At 58.1% G+C, this 19,183-nt stretch carries 15 protein-coding genes; 5 read left to right on the top strand and 10 right to left on the bottom strand.

Features of this window, described 5'->3' with window-relative positions; all coding sequences use genetic code 11:
• Positions 1-3 precede the first annotated feature (3 nt).
• The 3 genes from rapZ to yrbL all read left to right on the top strand — a co-directional run bounded on the left by rapZ (position 4) and on the right by yrbL (position 1,914).
• On the top strand, positions 4-858 hold the full coding sequence (gene rapZ, locus NR795_RS17745) for an RNase adapter RapZ (RefSeq protein ID WP_042390071.1): 855 nt from the start codon (positions 4-6) through the stop codon (positions 856-858).
• A complete protein-coding gene (gene npr, locus NR795_RS17740) occupies positions 855-1,127 on the top strand; it encodes a PTS phosphocarrier protein NPr (protein WP_042390070.1) in 273 nt (90 codons plus the stop codon). The genes rapZ and npr overlap by 4 nt, the downstream gene beginning before the upstream one ends.
• A 190-nt stretch (positions 1,128-1,317) precedes the next feature.
• Positions 1,318-1,914: a PhoP regulatory network protein YrbL gene (yrbL, locus tag NR795_RS17735; RefSeq protein ID WP_308219189.1), complete on the top strand. Its 597-nt coding sequence runs from the start codon at positions 1,318-1,320 to the stop codon at positions 1,912-1,914.
• Here yrbL and mtgA read toward each other — a convergent pair.
• The 3 genes from mtgA to NR795_RS17720 form a co-directional block, all read right to left on the bottom strand.
• Positions 1,889-2,617, bottom strand: a complete 729-nt coding sequence (gene mtgA / locus NR795_RS17730; RefSeq protein WP_257758905.1) for a monofunctional biosynthetic peptidoglycan transglycosylase — start codon at positions 2,615-2,617, stop codon at positions 1,889-1,891. The genes yrbL and mtgA overlap by 26 nt on opposite strands.
• A 234-nt stretch (positions 2,618-2,851) precedes the next feature.
• On the bottom strand, positions 2,852-5,191 hold the full coding sequence (gene arcB / locus NR795_RS17725) for an aerobic respiration two-component sensor histidine kinase ArcB (protein ID WP_257758904.1): 2,340 nt from the start codon (positions 5,189-5,191) through the stop codon (positions 2,852-2,854).
• A gap of 190 nt (positions 5,192-5,381) precedes the next feature.
• Positions 5,382-6,302: a TIGR01212 family radical SAM protein gene (locus NR795_RS17720; protein ID WP_257758903.1), complete on the bottom strand. Its 921-nt coding sequence runs from the start codon at positions 6,300-6,302 to the stop codon at positions 5,382-5,384.
• Between the two features lie 671 nt (positions 6,303-6,973).
• Here NR795_RS17720 and gltB point away from each other — a divergent pair.
• Entirely contained in the window at positions 6,974-11,434 is a 4,461-nt protein-coding gene (gltB, locus tag NR795_RS17715) for a glutamate synthase large subunit (protein ID WP_257758902.1), read from the top strand.
• Between the two features lie 9 nt (positions 11,435-11,443).
• On the top strand, positions 11,444-12,862 hold the full coding sequence (locus NR795_RS17710; protein WP_257758901.1) for a glutamate synthase small subunit: 1,419 nt from the start codon (positions 11,444-11,446) through the stop codon (positions 12,860-12,862).
• A gap of 99 nt (positions 12,863-12,961) precedes the next feature.
• Here NR795_RS17710 and NR795_RS17705 read toward each other — a convergent pair whose 3' ends face one another.
• From NR795_RS17705 to sspA, 7 genes are all read right to left on the bottom strand, one after another.
• Entirely contained in the window at positions 12,962-13,831 is an 870-nt protein-coding gene (locus NR795_RS17705) for an N-acetylmannosamine kinase (RefSeq protein WP_257758900.1), read from the bottom strand.
• Entirely contained in the window at positions 13,828-14,517 is a 690-nt protein-coding gene (locus NR795_RS17700; RefSeq protein ID WP_257758899.1) for an N-acetylmannosamine-6-phosphate 2-epimerase, read from the bottom strand. Before NR795_RS17700 ends, NR795_RS17705 begins: the two co-directional genes overlap by 4 nt.
• 4 nt (positions 14,518-14,521) lie before the next feature.
• A complete protein-coding gene (locus NR795_RS17695) occupies positions 14,522-16,012 on the bottom strand; it encodes an MFS transporter (protein ID WP_257758897.1) in 1,491 nt (496 codons plus the stop codon).
• A 63-nt stretch (positions 16,013-16,075) separates the two neighbouring features.
• On the bottom strand, positions 16,076-16,969 hold the full coding sequence (gene nanA / locus NR795_RS17690) for an N-acetylneuraminate lyase (protein ID WP_257758896.1): 894 nt from the start codon (positions 16,967-16,969) through the stop codon (positions 16,076-16,078).
• 122 nt (positions 16,970-17,091) lie between these two features.
• Complete coding sequence (gene nanR / locus NR795_RS17685) at positions 17,092-17,874, bottom strand: transcriptional regulator NanR (RefSeq protein WP_257758895.1); 783 nt, start codon at positions 17,872-17,874, stop codon at positions 17,092-17,094.
• 103 nt (positions 17,875-17,977) lie between these two features.
• Positions 17,978-18,478, bottom strand: coding sequence for a ClpXP protease specificity-enhancing factor (gene sspB, locus NR795_RS17680; protein ID WP_144817450.1), 501 nt, complete (start codon positions 18,476-18,478; stop codon positions 17,978-17,980).
• A 5-nt stretch (positions 18,479-18,483) separates the two neighbouring features.
• Positions 18,484-19,122 carry a stringent starvation protein SspA gene (sspA, locus tag NR795_RS17675; protein ID WP_144817449.1) on the bottom strand — a complete coding sequence of 213 codons (639 nt, stop codon included), beginning with the start codon at positions 19,120-19,122 and terminating at the stop codon, positions 18,484-18,486.
• Positions 19,123-19,183: the final 61 nt, after the last annotated feature.

Below are 19,183 nucleotides of genomic sequence, written 5' to 3'. Positions count from 1 at the left end.
TACATGGTACTGATGATCGTCAGCGGTCGCTCGGGCTCGGGGAAATCAGTTGCCCTGCGAGCGCTGGAAGACATGGGCTTCTACTGCGTGGATAACCTGCCGGTAGTGTTGTTGCCCGAACTGGCGAAATCGCTGGCCGACCGCCAGATCTCGGCGGCCGTCAGCATTGACGTGCGTAACATGCCAGAGTCGCCGGAAATTTTTGAACAGGCGATGAACAACCTGCCGTCGGCCTTTTCGCCGCAGCTGCTGTTCCTTGATGCCGATCGCAACACGCTGATCCGGCGCTACAGCGATACCCGACGTCTGCACCCGCTCTCCAGCAAGAACCTGTCGCTGGAGAGCGCTATCGACGAAGAGAGCGATCTGCTGGAGCCGCTGCGCTCCCGGGCGGATCTGATCGTTGATACCTCAGAGATGTCGGTGCATGAGCTGGCGGAGATGCTGCGTACCCGCCTGCTGGGCAAGCGCGAACGCGAGCTGACCATGGTGTTTGAGTCGTTCGGCTTCAAGCATGGCATTCCTATCGATGCCGATTACGTCTTTGACGTTCGCTTCCTGCCGAATCCACACTGGGATCCAAAGCTGCGCCCGATGACCGGCCTTGATAAACCGGTAGCGGCGTTCCTGGATCGGCATACCGAAGTGCACAACTTTATCTACCAGACCCGCAGCTATCTCGAACTGTGGCTGCCGATGCTGGAGACCAACAACCGCAGCTATCTCACCGTCGCCATTGGCTGTACGGGGGGCAAGCACCGTTCGGTCTATATTGCCGAGCAGCTGGCGGACTACTTCCGCTCGCGGGGTAAAAATGTGCAGTCTCGCCACCGTACGCTGGAAAAACGCAAAACATGACCGTTAAGCAGACCGTTGAGATCACCAACACGCTGGGCATGCATGCCCGTCCGGCAATGAAACTGTTTGAGCTGGTGCAGGGGTTTGATGCAGAAGTGCTGCTGCGTAATGACGAAGGCACCGAGGCGGAGGCCAGCAGCGTGATTGCGCTGCTGATGCTCGACTCCGCCAAGGGTCGTCAGATCGAGATTGAAGTCAGCGGCCCGCAGGAGCAGGAGGCGCTTGCCGCCGTCATTGCCCTGTTTAACGCCGGTTTCGACGAAGATTAACTTCCGGTCGCGCCGGGTGGCGGTTACGCCTGACCCGGCCTACAGCGTAGCAAAATTGTACATTTCGTGCGCTTAACCCCTGCCTACGTTTCCTTAAGATAACCTTAAGCTAGCCGTTTATTTTCCATTTAAGTTGCCTGGCCATACTTGGATTGTTTCCAAAACAATTTCCAAAAAAGCAGGACAACACATGATTCGCTTATCTCATCTCACCCCGTTGGGCACCGGTCGGCACCGCCAATGCTATGCGCATCCGGATAACGCCCAGCGCTGCATCAAGATCATCTATAACTACGAGAGCGGCGGCGATAAAGAGATCAAGCGCGAGCTGAGCTACTATGCCCATCTCTCTCGCCGTTTAACAGACTGGAGCGGATTGCCGCGCTACTACGGCACGGTCGAAACCGATCTGGGGACGGGATACGTTTACGATATCATCACCGACTTTGACGGCTCGCCGTCAAAGACCCTGACGGAGTATGCCGCCCAGTGCCGTGAAGCAGGCAACAGCAAGGCGCTCTACCCGCTGCTCAGGACGCTGAAAAGCTACCTGCGCAAAAACCGCATCGTTACTATGAACCTGAAGCCGCAGAACGTGCTTTGCCGCCGCATCAGCCCGGATGAAGTGGTGCCGGTGGTGTGCGACAACATAGGCGAAGGCACGCTGATCCCGCTGGCAACCTGGTCAAGCTGGGCCTGCGCGCGTAAGCAGGCCCGCCTGTGGCAGCGCTTTATCGCTCAGCCCGCGCTTGCCAACGGACTTAGTGCAGCGAATGTTGGGTCATAAACCCCTCACCCCCTAGCTGGCGCATCTGGCGCATAATCCATGCCTGGCGGCTGCGCACGTAGCCAGAGGGAGCACTGGCCTTAAAGCGGATAGGATTAGGCAGCACGGCCGCCAGCAGCGCGGCCTCTGACATGGTCAGGCGGCTGGCGGGCTTGTTAAAATAGCGCTGGGCCGCCGCCTCGACGCCAAATACGCCCTCGCCAAATTCAGCGACGTTGAGATAAACCGTCAGGATCCGCCGCTTGCTCCACACCGTCTCCATTCCCAGCGTTAACCCGGCCTCCAGCCCTTTACGCAGCCAGCTGCGCCCGTCCCAGAGAAAGAGATTTTTCGCCGTCTGTTGCGACAGGGTGGATGCACCGCGGATCCGTCTGGCGTTACGCTCGTTATGGGAAACTGCTTTCTGGATAGCGTCAACGTCAAAGCCCCAGTGCGTCGGGAAGGTCTGATCCTCGGCGGCAATCACTGCCAGCCCCATCCAGGGGGAGATATCATCCATCCCCACCCAGTCAGAGTGGGCAACATAGTTGAAATCACCGCTCAGCCAGGCCGATATCTGGCGCTCCGCCATCACCGCCGAGAAGGGAACCGGCATAAAGCTGAACAGCAAAATACCACCGCCCCAGAGCAGAGTCAGCCCCAACAGAGTACGCAGCAACAGACGCTTTATCTTTGCCCTCAACGCGGTACTGCGTAACTTCATTTATGCTAATCCCTTATTGCAACATGCTGACGATTATTAAAAATTTTGATAAGGACGCCAGGCTTCACACATTTCATCGATTCATATAACAAATAAGTTAAGATTTGCTATCTTATGTGCGGGCTTGACACTCTTTCCGCCTGTGCCCATTGAATACCCAACTCTAAAAATACCGGCACGGCCACAATTTCCCTGGTGTTGGCGCAGTATTCGCGCACCCCGGTCTATCCGGGGTCATTTTTTCCCCGCCCCGGCTACCCATGCCTTAAGTACCGCAATATCGTCCTGCCAGGCCAGCTTCATCTCCTCAATCCATTCACCTACGTTGTCCCACCACGCCGGCAGATCGGAAGACTGAATTTGCTTGCCCAGCTGTTGCAGACGGAGCAGGCCAATCGAGCCCGCCGCGCCCTTGATCTTATGCCCCTCTTCCGCGATACCCTTCTGGTCGCGAGCGGTCAGGTTTGATTCGAGGATCGCGATATAGCCCGGCATCATCTTCTCAAACATCGCAATGCCATCGACGATCACCTTCGGGCCGATGATTTCCATGTACTGCTCCAGCATCGGAATATCTAACAGCGTCTGTGCCTTATCGTTATCGACAGCGTCCACCGTACTCTCCTCCTCGTCTTCACAGGTATCCCAAAACTTCTTGATCATCGCGGTCAGCGCCGGTACAGCCAGCGGCTTGCTCAGGACCTCATCCATTCCCGCATCCAGATACTCTTTTTTATCTTTCAAGACGTTGGCGGTCAAGGCCACCAGCGGCGGCAGATCCTCCCGGGCGTAGTTCTGGGTCAGCTGACGAGAGATGTCTAGCCCGGTCATATCCGGAAGCTGAATATCCAGCAGCAGCAGGTCATACTCGCCTGGGGTAAACATCGCCAGCGCATCTGTCCCGGTCATGGCAACATCGACGCTGCATCCCAGCTTTTCCAGCACCGATCGCGCCACGATCACGTTCAGTTCGATATCCTCTACCAGCAGCACGTTCAGGGCCGGGAGCGGCATCTCGTCATCCTCGAAACCATCCTCCACCTCCTCTGCTACCGCAGGGGCGTGTACCGTCAACACAAAGCGCGAACCTTTGCCCGGCTCGCTGGTGACGGTAATATCGCCGCCCATGCTTTTCGCCAGTCGCCGCGAGACCGCGAGGCCAATCCCCGTACCGGTGGCCGGTTTGCCGCCGTGCTTGTCTTTAACCTGGTAGTACATGGCAAAAATTTTATCCTGCTCCGCCGGCGGAATGCCGATACCGGAGTCCTCCACCTCGAAGCGCAGCATCTCGTTATCGTCATAGCGAATGCGTACCGTCACCTGGCCCTGCTGGGTGAACTTCACCGCGTTGCTGATGAGGTTCCACAGGATCTGCCGCAGCCGGGTGCCGTCGGTGATGACCTTATGCGGCAAGGGCAGCGTCGGCTCGACAACAAAGCTCAGCCCCTTCTGCTGCGCCTGCAGTCCAGAGAGCGTTTCGAGATCGGCCCGGAAGCTGGTGAAGTCTACCGGCTGGTTGTCCAGCTGGACCTTGTGACGCTCCATCTTGTCCATGTCGATAATATCGTTGAAGATATTCCCCAGCGTGACCGCAGAGACGTGGATGGTCTTCAGGTACTTCTCTTGCTCTTCGCTCAGCTCGGTATCAAGCAGGATACGGCTCAGGCCAACGATGCCGTTAAGCGGCGTGCGCAGCTCGTGGCTGATGGTGGAGATAAAGGTGGTCTTGTCCCGGCTGGCGCGCTCCAGCGCGTCCTGGTAACGCTTGCGCTCGGTAATATCCCGGCCAAAGCCCATCAGCCCGTGGCGTTTGCCCACCCGGTCGTAGTAGGGAACCTTGCGGATCTCAAAGCAGGCTTTACGCCCGTCCGGATACTCCAGCCACTGCTCGTAGGTCAGGGAGACATTGTGACGAAACACCTTCTCGTCGGTTTCATTAACCTTCTCCGCCGCCTCCGGCGAGTAAACGTCGTCCGGCTTCAGGTTGACCAGCTGCTTCTCGCTTTTACCGGTCAGCAGCTCCATCGCCCGGTTGCAGCCAGAGAACTCTTTATCTTCGTTGCGGTAGAAAACCAGATCCGGCGAGGCGTCGAGGAACGAACGCAGGAACGAGGACTGCTGCTCCAGCTGGATCTGCGTCTGCTCGCGCTCTTTCATCTCCACTTTCAGCTGCTCAAAGGTGGCCTGGCGCTCAGCCTCGGCGATAGCGCGATCGTTGAGCACCTTGTTGAGCGTAGAGATATTATCTTTAAGCTGAACGTTGAGCTTGAGATCGCGCTCGCGCATCTCTTCGAGCTTCTCTACCAGCCTGGATAGCCGCTGGCGGGACTCCTCCAGCTGCTCAACCACCACCGAAAGAAAGTAAACCGCCCAGGGCGTGATCAACAATCCGAAGAAGATCGAGCGGATCACATCGATACTTTCAACCCGGCCATGCAGTACCATGGTCACTGCCATCTGGACAACAATCGCCAATACGACCAGCGCCAGGGCTAGCAGCATAGAGAAGCGCACCAGGCCAAGCTTCATCATGAGATCGACATAGTACTGTGCGAGTAATCGGATTTGCTTCATTAACGAGTTCCTTCACCACAACGTCGCACAATAATACTCAATTCTGAGCAAAGCGTTGAAGGTTGTGCAAAAAAGTGTGGAATTCAACCTGTAGGCCGGATAAGGCGCTAGCCGCCATCCGGCGTGACCGGGTCCGCATAGATTTGTCAGGTGGCGCTTCGCTTACCTGACCTACAAAGACACTGCCAGCTTAAGCCAACCAGGGACGCCCGAGGGCGGAGCCCTGCGCGCCGTGAGCGTTGAGGTACTTATCCAGCTCTACCATGCCGGTCCAGCGGTTCTCGCACCACAGCGGCGCGAGCAGGGTCGGACGCCGGGCGCTGGCGGAGATGCGGTGGTAGATCACCTCCGGCGGCGTATGGCGGATCATCTCCCCGGCAGCATGGGTATAGGCATCCAGCGCAATACCGGTCAATCTCCCGGCCTGCCAGGCCTTTGCCATCGTACTGCCGGTAACAATATGCAGCGGATGCAGCTTGATACCATCAACGCCGGTCTCTACCACCCGCTCCAGGGTTGCAAGGCACTCCCCTTCCCCCTCTCCCGGCAGGCCAACAATCAGGTGGCTGCATACCTTCAGCCCGCGCTGGCGAGCCAGCCGGGTGGTACGCTGGTAGCAGGCGAAGTCGTGGCCGCGGTTAATGCGGTGCAGGGTTTTATCGTGGGCCGTTTGCAGACCCAGCTCCAGCCAGACCTCATACCCCTGCTGCCGGTACTCACCGAGCAGATCCAGCACCGCCTCCGGGACGCAGTCCGGGCGCGTCCCGACGCACAGCCCAACAATATTGGCCTGGCTCACCGCCTGCTGGTACATCGACCGCAGCACCTGAACCTCGGCCCAGGTACTGGTATAGGCCTGGAAATAGGCCAGATAGCGCCTGGCGCGGTTAACCCGCGTCGCCTGGTAAGCCAGCTGCTCGGCGATAGAGTGGGCCTGCTGGGTCTCATCGGCAAAGGAGGCAACGTTGCAGAAGGTGCAGCCCCCGCGGCCAATGGTGCCATCGCGATTCGGGCAGCTAAAGCCGCCGTGCAGGGTCAGCTTATGCACTTTTTCACCGTAGCGGCGGGCAAGATCGCCACCAAACATATTGACTAATTTTTGTAACTGCATAATCTGAAAGGCCGCCCTTAAAAAAGGGCCAAGCCTGCCACTTTTAGCCTCCGTCGGCGATGACCTGGATCAATCGTCATAGCGGCGCTATTTTCTTTGCATAACCAAGCAAAATTACCGCTATTTCATTCATCGCCGTGTTGATTACTTTTCCTTATATTGCCAGCCTGTTTTTCGACAATTTTTGCGCAAGTGTAAAACAGTGTCTTTATGCGGGTTACTCTACGCAACCAGCGAAAAATAGCGCCTTAATGTAAAAAAACAGTGCATACCGGTAACAATAGCGCTTTCTTATAGTGAGAGAGATCACACTCTGCCTCTGCCTGTTATTGCTGTAACCTGGCTGTAAAATAGGTAAATACTCATTAATATCAAATGATTAACCCTGTGTTAGCACATTTTTGTATAAATAAGATTGTGATTTGACCTGTGTGTCGATTCCCGATAAGTTGGATATCCGCTGGAAGCTTTCTGGGTGAGCAGTCTGCTCACCATATTTATGCAGTAATTTAGATTCCCTCTGAAGCAAGTCCTCAACACTTGTTTGACCTAAGCGAAAAGGATGATAGAGGGCGACATGCGAGGCCTGTAGGCTCCGTCGCCACGCCCTTTCTGCGCCTGTGCGCCACGGTCATGAGCGAGTCACGTAGAGCCTGGGGAGGTTCACTGATATGTTGTACGATAAATCTCTTGAGAGAGATAACTGTGGTTTCGGCCTGATCGCCCACATAGAAGGCGAACCTAGCCACAAGGTAGTGCGTACCGCTATTCACGCACTGGCCCGAATGCAGCACCGCGGTGCGATCCTTGCCGATGGTAAAACCGGCGACGGTTGCGGCCTGCTGCTGCAAAAACCTGACCGTTTCTTCCGCCTGGTTGCCGAAGAGCGCGGCTGGCGCTTAGCCAAAAATTACGCCGTGGGCATGCTGTTCCTGAACCAGGATGCTGAAAAGGCCGCCGCTGCGCGCCGCATTGTCGAAGAAGAACTTCAGCAAGAGACCCTGTCTATCGTGGGCTGGCGCGATGTGCCAACCAATGAAGGGGTGCTCGGTGAAATCGCCCTCTCCTCGCTGCCACGTATTGAGCAAATTTTTGTGAACGCCCCTGCGGGCTGGCGTCCACGCGATATGGAGCGCCGCCTGTTTATCGCGCGCCGCCGTATCGAAAAACGTCTCCAGGACGATAAAGATTTCTACGTCTGTAGCCTCTCTAACCTGGTGAACATCTATAAAGGTCTCTGTATGCCGGCGGACCTGCCGCGCTTCTACCTGGACCTTGCGGACCTGCGCCTGGAGTCGGCCATCTGCCTGTTCCACCAGCGCTTCTCCACCAACACCGTACCGCGCTGGCCGCTGGCTCAGCCGTTCCGCTACCTGGCCCATAACGGTGAGATCAACACCATCACCGGTAACCGCCAGTGGGCGCGCGCGCGTACCTATAAATTTAAGACGCCGCTGATCCCAGATCTGCACGACGCCGCGCCGTTCGTCAACGAAACCGGCTCCGACTCCAGCTCGCTGGATAACATGCTGGAGCTGCTGCTGGCGGGCGGGATGGATATCGTCCGTGCCATGCGCCTGCTGGTGCCACCAGCCTGGCAGAACAACCCGGATATGGATCCGGAGCTGCGCGCCTTCTTTGACTTTAACTCCATGCACATGGAGCCGTGGGATGGCCCGGCGGGCATCGTAATGTCCGACGGTCGCTTTGCCGCCTGTAACCTGGACCGTAACGGTTTGCGCCCGGCGCGCTACGTCATCACTAAAGACAAGCTGATCACCTGCGCTTCAGAGGTCGGGATCTGGGATTACCAGCCAGACGAAGTAGTGGAAAAAGGCCGCGTGGGTCCGGGCGAGCTGATGGTGATCGACACCCGCGGCGGCCGTATTCTGCACTCCCGCGAAACCGATGACGATCTGAAGAGCCGCCACCCCTATAAAGAGTGGATGGAGAAAAACGTCCGCCGTCTGGTGCCGTTTGAAGATCTGCCGGATGACGCGGTGGGCAGCCGTGAGATGGATGACGACCTGCTCGCCAGCTTCCAGAAACAGTTTAACTACAGCGCCGAAGAGCTGGATTCCGTGGTCCGCGTGCTAGGCGAAAATGGCCAGGAGGCGGTCGGCTCAATGGGTGACGATACCCCGTTTGCCGTGCTCTCCAGCCAGCCGCGTATCATTTATGACTACTTCCGCCAGCAGTTTGCGCAGGTCACCAACCCGCCAATCGATCCGCTGCGCGAAGCGCACGTCATGTCGCTGGCCACCAGCATCGGCCGGGAGATGAACGTCTTCTGTGAAGCCGAGGGCCAGGCGCATCGCCTGACTTTTAAGTCGCCGATCCTGCTCTACTCCGACTTTAAACAGCTGACCACCCTGTCGGAGCACCACTACCGCGCCGACACGCTGGATATCACCTTTGACGTCAACACCGCGTCGCTGGAAGACACGGTGAGCGCGCTGTGTGATAAAGCAGAACAGATGGTGCGCGACGGCACGGTGCTACTGGTGCTCTCTGACCGTAACATTGCCAAAGATCGCCTGCCGGTTCCGGCCCCGATGGCGGTGGGCGCTATCCAGACTCGTCTCGTTGAGAAGAGCCTGCGCTGCGACGCCAACATCATCGTTGAAACCGCCAGCGCCCGCGATCCGCACCACTTCGCCGTGCTGCTGGGCTTCGGCGCGACGGCTATCTACCCGTACCTCGCCTATGAAACCCTGGCGAAGCTGGTGGACACGCACGCCATCGATAAGACCTACCGTAACGTGATGCTGAACTACCGTAACGGCATCAACAAAGGCCTCTACAAGATCATGTCCAAAATGGGCATCTCGACCGTGGCCTCCTACCGCTGCTCGAAGCTGTTTGAAGCGGTCGGCCTGCATGACGAAGTAGCCGATCTCTGCTTCCAGGGCGTGATCAGCCGCATCGGTGGCGCGGGCTTTGCCGACTTCCAGCAGGATCTGCTGAACCTGTCGAAGCGTGCCTGGCTGGCGCGTAAGCCGCTTGAACAGGGCGGCCTGCTGAAGTACGTGCACGGCGGTGAATACCACGCCTATAACCCGGACGTGGTGCGCACCCTGCAGCAGGCGGTACAGAGCGGCGAGTACAGCGACTATCAGCAGTACGCTAAGCTGGTCAACGAGCGCCCGGCGGCTACCCTGCGCGATCTGCTGCGCATCAACCCGCCAGCGGACGCGGTAAGCATTGACGACGTGGAGCCCGCCAGCGAGCTGTTTAAACGCTTCGATACCGCGGCGATGTCTATCGGCGCGCTGAGTCCAGAGGCCCACGAGGCGCTGGCCGAAGCGATGAACAGCATCGGCGGCAACTCTAACTCCGGCGAAGGCGGAGAAGATCCGGCTCGCTACGGCACCAACAAAGTGTCGCGTATCAAACAGGTTGCCTCCGGCCGCTTCGGCGTGACCCCGGCCTACCTGGTGAACGCGGACGTGATCCAGATTAAAGTGGCCCAGGGCGCGAAGCCTGGGGAAGGCGGCCAGCTGCCGGGGGATAAAGTGACCCCGTACATTGCGAAGCTGCGCTACTCGGTGCCGGGCGTGACCCTGATCTCCCCGCCGCCGCATCACGATATCTACTCGATTGAGGATCTGGCCCAGCTGATCTTTGACCTCAAGCAGGTCAATCCCAAGGCGATGATCTCCGTGAAGCTGGTCTCCGAGCCGGGCGTAGGCACCATCGCCACCGGCGTGGCAAAAGCCTATGCGGATCTGATCACCATTGCCGGCTACGACGGCGGCACCGGCGCAAGCCCGCTCTCCTCAGTAAAATACGCCGGCTGCCCGTGGGAGCTGGGACTGGTTGAGACTCAGCAGGCGCTGGTAGCGAACGGCCTGCGCCACAAGATCCGCCTGCAGGTGGACGGCGGCCTGAAAACCGGCGTAGACATCATTAAAGCGGCGATTCTGGGTGCAGAGAGCTTTGGCTTCGGCACCGGCCCGATGGTGGCACTGGGCTGTAAATACCTGCGTATTTGCCACCTGAACAACTGCGCAACCGGCGTTGCAACCCAGGATGAGAAGCTGCGTAAGAATCACTATCACGGCCTGCCGTTCAAAGTGACCAACTACTTTGAATTTATCGCCCGTGAGACCCGAGAGCTGATGGCGCAGCTGGGCGTGACCCGCCTGGTAGACCTGATTGGCCGTACCGATCTGCTCACCGCGCTGGAGGGCTTCACCGCCAAACAGCAGAAGCTGGATCTCTCTAAGCTGCTGGAGACCGCCGAGCCGCACCCAGGCAAAGCGCTCCACTGCACCGAGCACAACCCGCCGTTTGATAACGGGGTGCTCAATGCCCAGCTGCTGAACCAGGCCAGGCCGTTTGTCGACGATCGCCAGAGCAAAACCTTCTGGTTTGATATTCGCAACACCGACCGTTCGGTAGGCGCATCGCTCTCCGGCTATATTGCCCAGACGCATGGCGATCAGGGCCTGGCGTCGGATCCGATTAAAGCCCACTTCAGCGGCACCGCAGGCCAGAGCTTCGGCGTGTGGAACGCGGGCGGCGTTGAGCTATACCTGACCGGGGATGCCAACGACTACGTCGGTAAAGGCATGGCGGGCGGTCTGCTGGCGGTACGTCCGCCGGTTGGCTCGGCCTTCCGTAGCCATGAGGCAAGCATTATCGGTAACACCTGCCTGTACGGCGCGACCGGGGGTCGTCTGTACGCCGCAGGCCGCGCGGGCGAACGTTTCGGGGTACGCAACTCCGGGGCGATCACCGTGGTGGAAGGCATTGGCGACAACGGCTGTGAGTACATGACCGGCGGCATCGTCTGTATTCTCGGCAAGACCGGCGTTAACTTTGGTGCGGGCATGACCGGCGGCTTCGCCTACGTGCTGGATGAAGACGGCGAGTTCCGCAAACGCGTGAACTCGGAGCTGGTGGAAGTGCTGAGCGTCGACGACCTCGCGATCCATGAAGAGCACCTGCGCGGCCTGATCACCGAGCATGTACAGCATACAGGCTCCTCGCGGGGAGAAGAGATTCTGGCGCACTGGCCTACCTTCGCAGCGAAGTTTGCGCTGGTTAAGCCGAAGTCCAGCGATGTTAAAGCCCTGTTGGGTCACCGTAGTCGCAGCGCCGCAGAGTTGCGCGTGCAGGCGCAGTAAGAGGTAGCAATGAGCCAGAACGTATACCAGTTTATCGACTTACAGCGCGTGGATCCGCCAAAGAAAGCGCTGAAGATCCGTAAGATCGAATTTGTTGAAATTTATGAGCCGTTTTCAGAAGGCCAGGCCAAGGCGCAGGCAGACCGCTGCCTCTCCTGCGGCAACCCGTACTGTGAATGGAAATGTCCGGTGCATAACTACATCCCGAACTGGCTGAAGCTGGCCAACGAGGGGCGTATTTTTGAAGCCGCCGAGCTGTCGCACCAGACCAACACCCTCCCGGAAGTGTGCGGCCGGGTCTGTCCTCAGGACCGCCTTTGCGAAGGCTCCTGTACCCTGAACGACGAGTTCGGCGCGGTGACCATCGGCAACATCGAGCGCTATATCAACGATAAAGCGTTCGAGATGGGCTGGCGTCCGGATCTGACCGGCGTGAAGCAGACTGACAAACGCGTCGCCATCATCGGCGCAGGCCCGGCAGGTCTGGCATGTGCCGACGTGCTGACCCGCAACGGCGTGAAGGCGGTGGTCTTCGATCGCCATCCGGAGATCGGCGGCCTGCTGACCTTTGGTATTCCGGCCTTTAAGCTGGAAAAAGAGGTGATGACCCGCCGCCGGGAGATTTTCACCGGCATGGGCATTGAGTTCAAACTCAACGTTGAAGTGGGCCGTGATGTACAGCTCGACGATCTGCTGACGGATTATGATGCGGTGTTCCTCGGCGTAGGCACCTATCAGTCCATGCGCGGCGGTCTGGAAAACGAAGAGGCCTCTGGCGTATTTGATGCCCTGCCGTTCCTGATCGCTAACACCAAGCAGATCATGGGCTTCGGTGAGACCGCTGATGAACCATTCGTCAGCATGGAAGGCAAGCGCGTCGTGGTGCTGGGCGGGGGTGATACCGCGATGGACTGCGTGCGTACCTCGATCCGTCAGGGCGCAACCCACGTGATCTGTGCCTATCGCCGTGACGAAGAGAACATGCCAGGCTCCCGCCGCGAAGTAAAAAACGCGCGTGAAGAGGGTGTGGAGTTCCAGTTCAACGTCCAGCCGCTGGGTATTGAAGTGAACGCTAACGGCAAGGTAAGCGGCGTGAAGATGGTGCGTACCGAGATGGGCGCGCCGGATGCACACGGTCGCCGCCGGGCTGAGATCGTCGCAGGCTCTGAGCACGTGGTTCCGGCTGATGCGGTGGTGATGGCGTTTGGTTTCCGTCCGCACAGCATGTCCTGGCTGGCACAGCACAGCGTTGAGCTGGACGCCCAGGGCCGGATCATCGCCCCGGAAGGCAACGAAAACGCCTTCCAGACCAGCAACCCGAAAATCTTCGCCGGGGGTGACATCGTGCGCGGTTCGGACCTGGTGGTGACGGCGATTGCCGAAGGGCGCAAAGCCGCCGACGGCATTATGAATTACCTCGAAGTGTAAACAACGAGCCGGATGGGTAAACGCCCTCCGGCTTTTTTTATGCGGCTAGCCATATGGCAGGTAAGCCAGAACCAACCCGCGACTGCACCTCTCCCACTATTATAACCACTCTCCTTGTGCTAACAGCGCCGCGCCCAATAGCCCGGCATCGTGACGGTAGTGTGCTGCGCGCAAAGAGACCTGATACACCGAAGGCTCCTGCACCAGGAAGTCTGCAACCTGCGGTAGAAAGCCCTCTGCCAGCCCAACGCTGCCCCCAACTACCACTGTCTGACAGTCGGTAATGGCCTTCACGTCCGCAATAAGACGCGCCAGCGTGCGGGCAGAATTTGCTACTAGCTCACGCGCCTGGGGAACGCCCTGTGCCGCAAGCATAAATATCGCTTTGGCATCCAGCCCGGCTAGCTCATCCTTTGCCAGCGCGGCAATGCCGCGCCCCGACGCAATGGCCTCAACGCAGCCTCGCCGCCCGCAGCCGCAATGGGGGCCAGCAGGATCGGCCAGCGTATGACCCAGGTGCCCGGCCAGCCCACTGTTGCCCATAAGTAGTTGTCCGTTGAGCACCACGCCGCCCCCTACGCCGGTGGAGACCGTCAGAAACACCATATCGTCCTCGCCAGGCAAGGCACAAAACTCAGCCCAGGCCGCAGCCTGAGCATCATTCATTGCCATTACGGGTAAGTCCGTTATCGCAGAGAGAAACCCGACCAGCGGAAACTGCGCCAGCCCGCCAAGGTTAGAGGGGTTGATGGATGTCAGGACACCCCCGTGGATGATCCCCGTCGAGGCCACCGCCACCCGATCGGCCTGCGCCCTGAAAGGTGCGACCAGCGAATGCAACGCCTGCTGGAGTGCCTGCGGCGTCTGGCTGGCGGGCGTAGCGCACTCCCTGCGTGCCGTAATGGTTTGGCCCTCCACCAGGGCCGCAGCCAGCTTCGTGCCGCCGATATCAATGGCCAGCGTCGTCATTTCACCGCCTCACGCATGGCGTCATTAAACCACTGGCAGATATGTTCAAGGCGGGTGATTGCTGAGCCGACAGTGACGGCCCATGCCCCGTGTTGCATCGCCTGCGCCGCCAGCGCCGGTGAGTTGTACCGGCCTTCAGCAATCACGCGGCACCCCGCATCGCTTAACGCACGCACCAGCGCCAGGTCGGGAGCGATGGGCGTGTCTGGCGTCAGGTAACCTGAAAGCGTAGAGCCTATCAGCTCTGCTCCGAGCCGCTGACAATAGCCTCCATCCTCAAGGGAAGCGCAGTCCGCCATAGCCAGCCGTTGGTGATGATGGATCCGCGCCACAATGGCTTCCCGCGTTATCGGCCGGACGCGATCGGTGCCATCAAAGGCAATAATGTCGGCTCCCGCCGCCACCAGCGCATCCACATCTTCAAGGAAGGGGGTGATGCGCACCGGCGAATCAGGCAGATCGCGCTTAATAATGCCAATCACCGGAACCGAGAGCAGCGGACGCGCGGCCCGCAGGTTCGCGATCCCTTCTATGCGTACCGCCACGGCGTCAGCCTGCTCTGCCGCCTGCGCCATCGCCGCGACAATTTCTGGCCTGTCCATCGGACTTGCTGGCACCGGCTGGCAGGAGACAATCAATCCGCCCTGTGCCGCTCTCTTTTGGCTAAGCATTTCAATCAATGACATCACGTTATCCTTTGTGTTTGATCAGCCGACTTTTGCTGACGCTGAAAGGCATTGCGCCGCTCAGCGGTTTGCCGTCAATGGCGTCATGCGTTCGCAAGGCTTCCGGCCTCAGCCAGCGCTGTACGCGGGAGGGCATATCCAGACCGATAAGCAGGATCACGACAAACGTCAGGCCAAAGGAGAGCGAACCCAGTGCCGTACCGAGCTCCATATTCTGTGCCAGCAAGGCCCCGATCACCGGCGCAATCGCCCCACCCAATGCCCCCACGTTGTAGGTAAAGCCCAGCCCGGCAGCACGCTGGTCAGTATCAAAATAGCCGCCGATCAGTTTGGGTAATATTCCTGAGATCCCCTGCCCCAGCATCTGCTGGAAAAAGAGTAGCAAGGCCAACACCCAGAGATTTGTGCCGCCGATCGCAAAGACAGGGATAATCAGCAGTTGCGAGGCCAGCAGGCTGTAGACATAAGCTTTACGCGTACCGAGCCAGTCGCCGAGGAAGCCACCCGTGCAGCAGCCTATGGCCGCACCGAATCCGCTGAAGAACAGCACCTGCGCCACCGTTGACGGATCATACCCCAGGTCGGTTTTAAGCCAGGTAGGCAGCAATGCCTGAATGGGCCATGAGTAGAGGAAGGCAAACAGCACGACAACCATCAGCGTGACGCCGGTGGGCCAGCGTTTGCCGCTGCTTTGCACCATAAAGCTGACAAATACAGCGGCACACAGCAGCCCCAGGATCACGATCAGCCCTGCGTTGTTCAGTTCACCGGCAAAGCAGAACCACAGTGCCGTTCCGGCAAACAGGGTCATCACAATATTGATGACGCGGTATTTCCCGCGATAAAGAGTATCGACCATGGTTCGCACCGGCGCTTTGCCTTCATGTTTCGCTTTCCAGTCTTCCGCTTCAGGTATGTTTTTGCGCAGCCACAGCGCAAACACGATAGGCAAGATGCCGAGAAAGAACAGCGCGCGCCAGCCCCACAGGGGCACGACGAGGCTATATACTTGCGCGGCCAACACGGCACCGACGGAGAAGCCAGAGATAAGAAAACCGCTCGCCTTATTGCGCAGGTGTTTTGGCCAGCTTTCAATCACGTAGGTCGCACTGGAGCCGTACTCGCCCGCCATTCCCATGCCAATAACCATCCTGGCAATAAACAGCGTGATGTAGCCCGGCGCAAAACCGCAGGCCAGCGTGCCAAAGGAGAAAAGCACGATGCTGGTGATCATCGCCAGCTTACGCCCGTAGCGATCGCCCATCGCCCCCAGCAGCAGACCGCCGAACCAACGCGAAATAAAGGCTGCCGAAATCAGGCTTGCCGCCTCCACGGTCGTCAGGCCAAACTCACTTTTTACTTCTGTTAGAACTAATGCAATTAACACAAAATCGAAGCCATCAAGCAGATATCCCAGCCAGGCGGCAGAGAAGGCGCGCCACTGAGGGCGACTAAGATGGCGATACCACGGGATGCTTTGGGTAGAAGTACTCATTTCACTCTCCCGACGATTTCTCTGTCGTTTTGCCGGATAAGCAAAGCGCCATCCGGCAGTGCGTTAGCGTTTTTCCGCCATCAGTTGCTCTGCCAGAGCTTTTAACGCTGGCGTAAATTTTTCGTCTACCGGCGCAAACGGTTTGCGGCACAGCGGCACGGAGACCACGTCCATATAATGCAGAACCGTCTTCAGGCCACGGAAGACGCCTACCTTTATCAACAGGTCAATGACCTTGTTGCATTCGCTTTGCAGGCGTTGCGCGGTGGTGTTATCTCCTTCGCGCACCGCTTTCGCAATCGCCTGATAGCGCCAGGCCATAATGTTGTAGGTACTGCCGATCCCACCGTCTGCGCCTGCGAGAAGGCCAGAGGCAAAGATCTCGTCGTAACCGTTGTAGAGCACCAGATCCGGATGCGCGCGACGGATCTGCTCCATCTGGAAGAGATCGCCAGAGGTTTGCTTTAGGGCAGCAACGCCCGGCAGGGTGACCAGCGTAGCGATCTGATCAAGCGTCAATTTAACGCCGCTCAGCGCCGGGATGTTGTACACCACCATCGGCAAACCATCGGCAGAATCAATAATTGCACGGTAATGATCGCAATGTTCTTCAAAGCTGAAGGGGTAGTAAAACGGTGTGACCGCGGACACGGCGTCGAAGCCAACGCGAGCGGCAGCGGTGGCAAGCCGTTGGCTTTCCGCTGTACTGACGCAGCCCACGTGGGCGATTAACGTTATTTTTCCCTTCGCCTCTTCCGCCACGATCTCCATTACCTGCTCGCGTTCGGCAAGGCTTTGTACAAAGGCCTCCCCCGTCGAACCGCCGACATAAAGACCATCAATGCCTTGCTGAATATTGAACTGAACCAGACGACGCAGGCTCTCTTGATCCAGCATCTGCTGGCTGTTAAACGGCGTCAGAAGTGCGGCCATTACGCCACGTAATTGCATTGCCATAGCTACCTCAATTGATAATGGGTCTGTTTAAAAGATATACCTTTATACCTGTTATACCAGAACGATTACGCGGCGATCCTATCCAGAACGCTTATATTGCGATCTGCTTCACTAAAGGGAGGTTATTTTTTGGCTTTGGCGCGTTGGCCGAAAGCATGCCAGGTAGCAGAAACGCTGTTGAGGTGAGTTTGCAACGCCCGATCGGCTTCATCGGGATCGCGACGGCGGATCGCATCCACGATCGCAATGTGCTGTCGATAGCTAACGTCGTTGTGCTGATATAGCTCTGAATCTGCCACTTTAGGCCGCGCGGCAATCAGCCAGTCGAGCAATGCGACGTGGATCGCCATAAAGATCGGGTTACCGGGGATCTCTGCCAGCACACGGTGAAAATCAACATCGGATCGGATGAACAGCGTGTTGTCATCAAGCGACTGACTGTTAATCTCCAGCGCTTTTGTTAGCCGTTCGATCTGTTCATCGCTGGCATACTCTGCGGCGTAGCGCACGAGACTGGACTCAAAGAACAACCGCAGCTGCTCAAAATGGGCGATACCGCCGGGCTGGGTCAGAAAATCTTTCGCCATGCCGGAGAGTTCGCTAATGATGGTATCGGCAGACGGCATGGAGACACGCGCGCGCTCGCCGTTGTTAATCTGTACCAGCCCCTTACGCTTCAGCGCCGCCAGCGCTTCACGTACAGAGGGACGGCCAACGTTGAAAAACTCCATTAACTCGCGCTCGGAAGGCAGCTGCTCCCCCTGGGCAAACTCTTTCCGACGGATCATTTGCTCCAGCTCCTCTTCCACCATATCAGAGAGCTTTTTGCGCGCAAGCGGACGGCGTCGCAGCGTGCGGCCAGGCATTTCCGTTGAGTTTTCAGCTTTGAGATCAATTGGTTTCATAGCAGTCCGGTGCCGGAAAGGGAGAACAATTCATCATAACACAGGAAGTCAGAGGTGGCGAAAAGGGGCAGAAAGCAAAACAGGCCCCGAGGGGCCTGTGGGATTACTTCACGACGCGCAGCGCCGGACGGCCACCGCGCGGCGGTGGATCGTTATCGGGCTCGTTGTCATCGTCAACGTGATCGGGCTTGTCGCCGTCGATCACCGACATCACGGTTTCGCTTTCAGCCGTTGCCGTTTCGTCATCGTCGTTGACGGTAACCGCTTCGCCATCGTAGGCTGCTTCCGGCTCGAACATGGTACCTGCGCCGTTTTCACGGGCGTAGATAGCCAGCACGGCAGCCAGCGGCACGTAAACCTGGCGCGGCACGCCGCCGAAGCGCGCGTTGAAACGCACTTCGTCGTTCGCCAGCTCAAGGTTCCCTACCGCACGCGGGGCGATGTTGAGAACGATCTGTCCGTCTCGGGCGTACTCCATCGGCACACGTACGCCAGGCAACGTCACGTCTACCACCAGGTGCGGCGTGAGCTGGTTATCCAGCAGCCATTCATAGAATGCGCGCAGCAGATATGGACGGCGTGGAGTGAGCTGTGACAAATCCATGCGTATTAACCCCGGCCGAGGCGCATTTCGCGTTCGGCTTCTGTCAGAGAAGCGAGGAAGGAGTCGCGTTCGAAAACGCGGGTCATGTAGCCTTTCAGCTCTTTCGAACCGGTACCGCTCAGCTCAATGCCCAGCTGCGGTAAACGCCACAGCAGCGGTGCCAGGTAGCAGTCTACCAGGCTGAACTCATCGCTCAGGAAGTAAGGTTTCTGGGTAAAGACCGGGGCGATACTCAGCAGCTCTTCACGCAGCTGCTTACGGGCGGCATCTGCCTGAGCACCGGCGCTGTTGACGATAACGTTCATCAGCGTGTACCAGTCTTTCTCAATGCGTTGCATGTAAAGACGGCTCTCACCACGCGCAACCGGATAGACCGGCATCAGCGGCGGGTGCGGGAAGCGCTCGTCCAGGTACTCCATAATGATGCGAGACTCCCACAGGGTCAGCTCGCGATCCACCAGCGTCGGTACGCTTTGATTGGGGTTGAGGTCAATCAGATCCTGAGGCGGATTATCCTTTTCCACGTGTTCGATTTCGAAACTCACACCTTTTTCGGCCAGCACGATGCGGACTTGGTGGCTATAGATGTCAGTAGGACCAGAAAACAGCGTCATTACCGAACGTTTGTTGGCAGCGACAGCCATGAAAACCTCCAGGTATATTCAGAATATTACTGCTGCGAGCCACAAAGTGACTAGCCAGATG

It is taken from the genome of Pseudescherichia sp. L3, from assembly GCF_024656065.1.
In the GTDB taxonomy this organism is placed as follows: domain Bacteria; phylum Pseudomonadota; class Gammaproteobacteria; order Enterobacterales; family Enterobacteriaceae; genus Pseudescherichia.
The sequence above is the reverse complement of the archived record's forward strand: the minus strand, read 5'-3'. Positions and strand labels throughout refer to the sequence as shown.

Excerpts from the sequence above, each read along its gene's own strand:
- rapZ (WP_042390071.1), top strand. The coding sequence starts at position 4 with ATGGTACTGATGATCGTCAGCGGTCGCTCGGGCTCGGGGAAATCAGTT.
- npr (WP_042390070.1), top strand. The coding sequence starts at position 855 with ATGACCGTTAAGCAGACCGTTGAGATCACCAACACGCTGGGCATGCAT.
- yrbL (WP_308219189.1), top strand. The coding sequence starts at position 1,318 with ATGATTCGCTTATCTCATCTCACCCCGTTGGGCACCGGTCGGCACCGC.
- mtgA (WP_257758905.1), bottom strand. The coding sequence starts at position 2,617 with ATGAAGTTACGCAGTACCGCGTTGAGGGCAAAGATAAAGCGTCTGTTG.
- arcB (WP_257758904.1), bottom strand. The coding sequence starts at position 5,191 with ATGAAGCAAATCCGATTACTCGCACAGTACTATGTCGATCTCATGATG.
- NR795_RS17720 (WP_257758903.1), bottom strand. The coding sequence starts at position 6,302 with ATGCAGTTACAAAAATTAGTCAATATGTTTGGTGGCGATCTTGCCCGC.
- gltB (WP_257758902.1), top strand. The coding sequence starts at position 6,974 with ATGTTGTACGATAAATCTCTTGAGAGAGATAACTGTGGTTTCGGCCTG.
- NR795_RS17710 (WP_257758901.1), top strand. The coding sequence starts at position 11,444 with ATGAGCCAGAACGTATACCAGTTTATCGACTTACAGCGCGTGGATCCG.
- NR795_RS17705 (WP_257758900.1), bottom strand. The coding sequence starts at position 13,831 with ATGACGACGCTGGCCATTGATATCGGCGGCACGAAGCTGGCTGCGGCC.
- NR795_RS17700 (WP_257758899.1), bottom strand. The coding sequence starts at position 14,517 with ATGTCATTGATTGAAATGCTTAGCCAAAAGAGAGCGGCACAGGGCGGA.
- NR795_RS17695 (WP_257758897.1), bottom strand. The coding sequence starts at position 16,012 with ATGAGTACTTCTACCCAAAGCATCCCGTGGTATCGCCATCTTAGTCGC.
- nanA (WP_257758896.1), bottom strand. The coding sequence starts at position 16,969 with ATGGCAATGCAATTACGTGGCGTAATGGCCGCACTTCTGACGCCGTTT.
- nanR (WP_257758895.1), bottom strand. The coding sequence starts at position 17,874 with ATGAAACCAATTGATCTCAAAGCTGAAAACTCAACGGAAATGCCTGGC.
- sspB (WP_144817450.1), bottom strand. The coding sequence starts at position 18,478 with ATGGATTTGTCACAGCTCACTCCACGCCGTCCATATCTGCTGCGCGCA.
- sspA (WP_144817449.1), bottom strand. The coding sequence starts at position 19,122 with ATGGCTGTCGCTGCCAACAAACGTTCGGTAATGACGCTGTTTTCTGGT.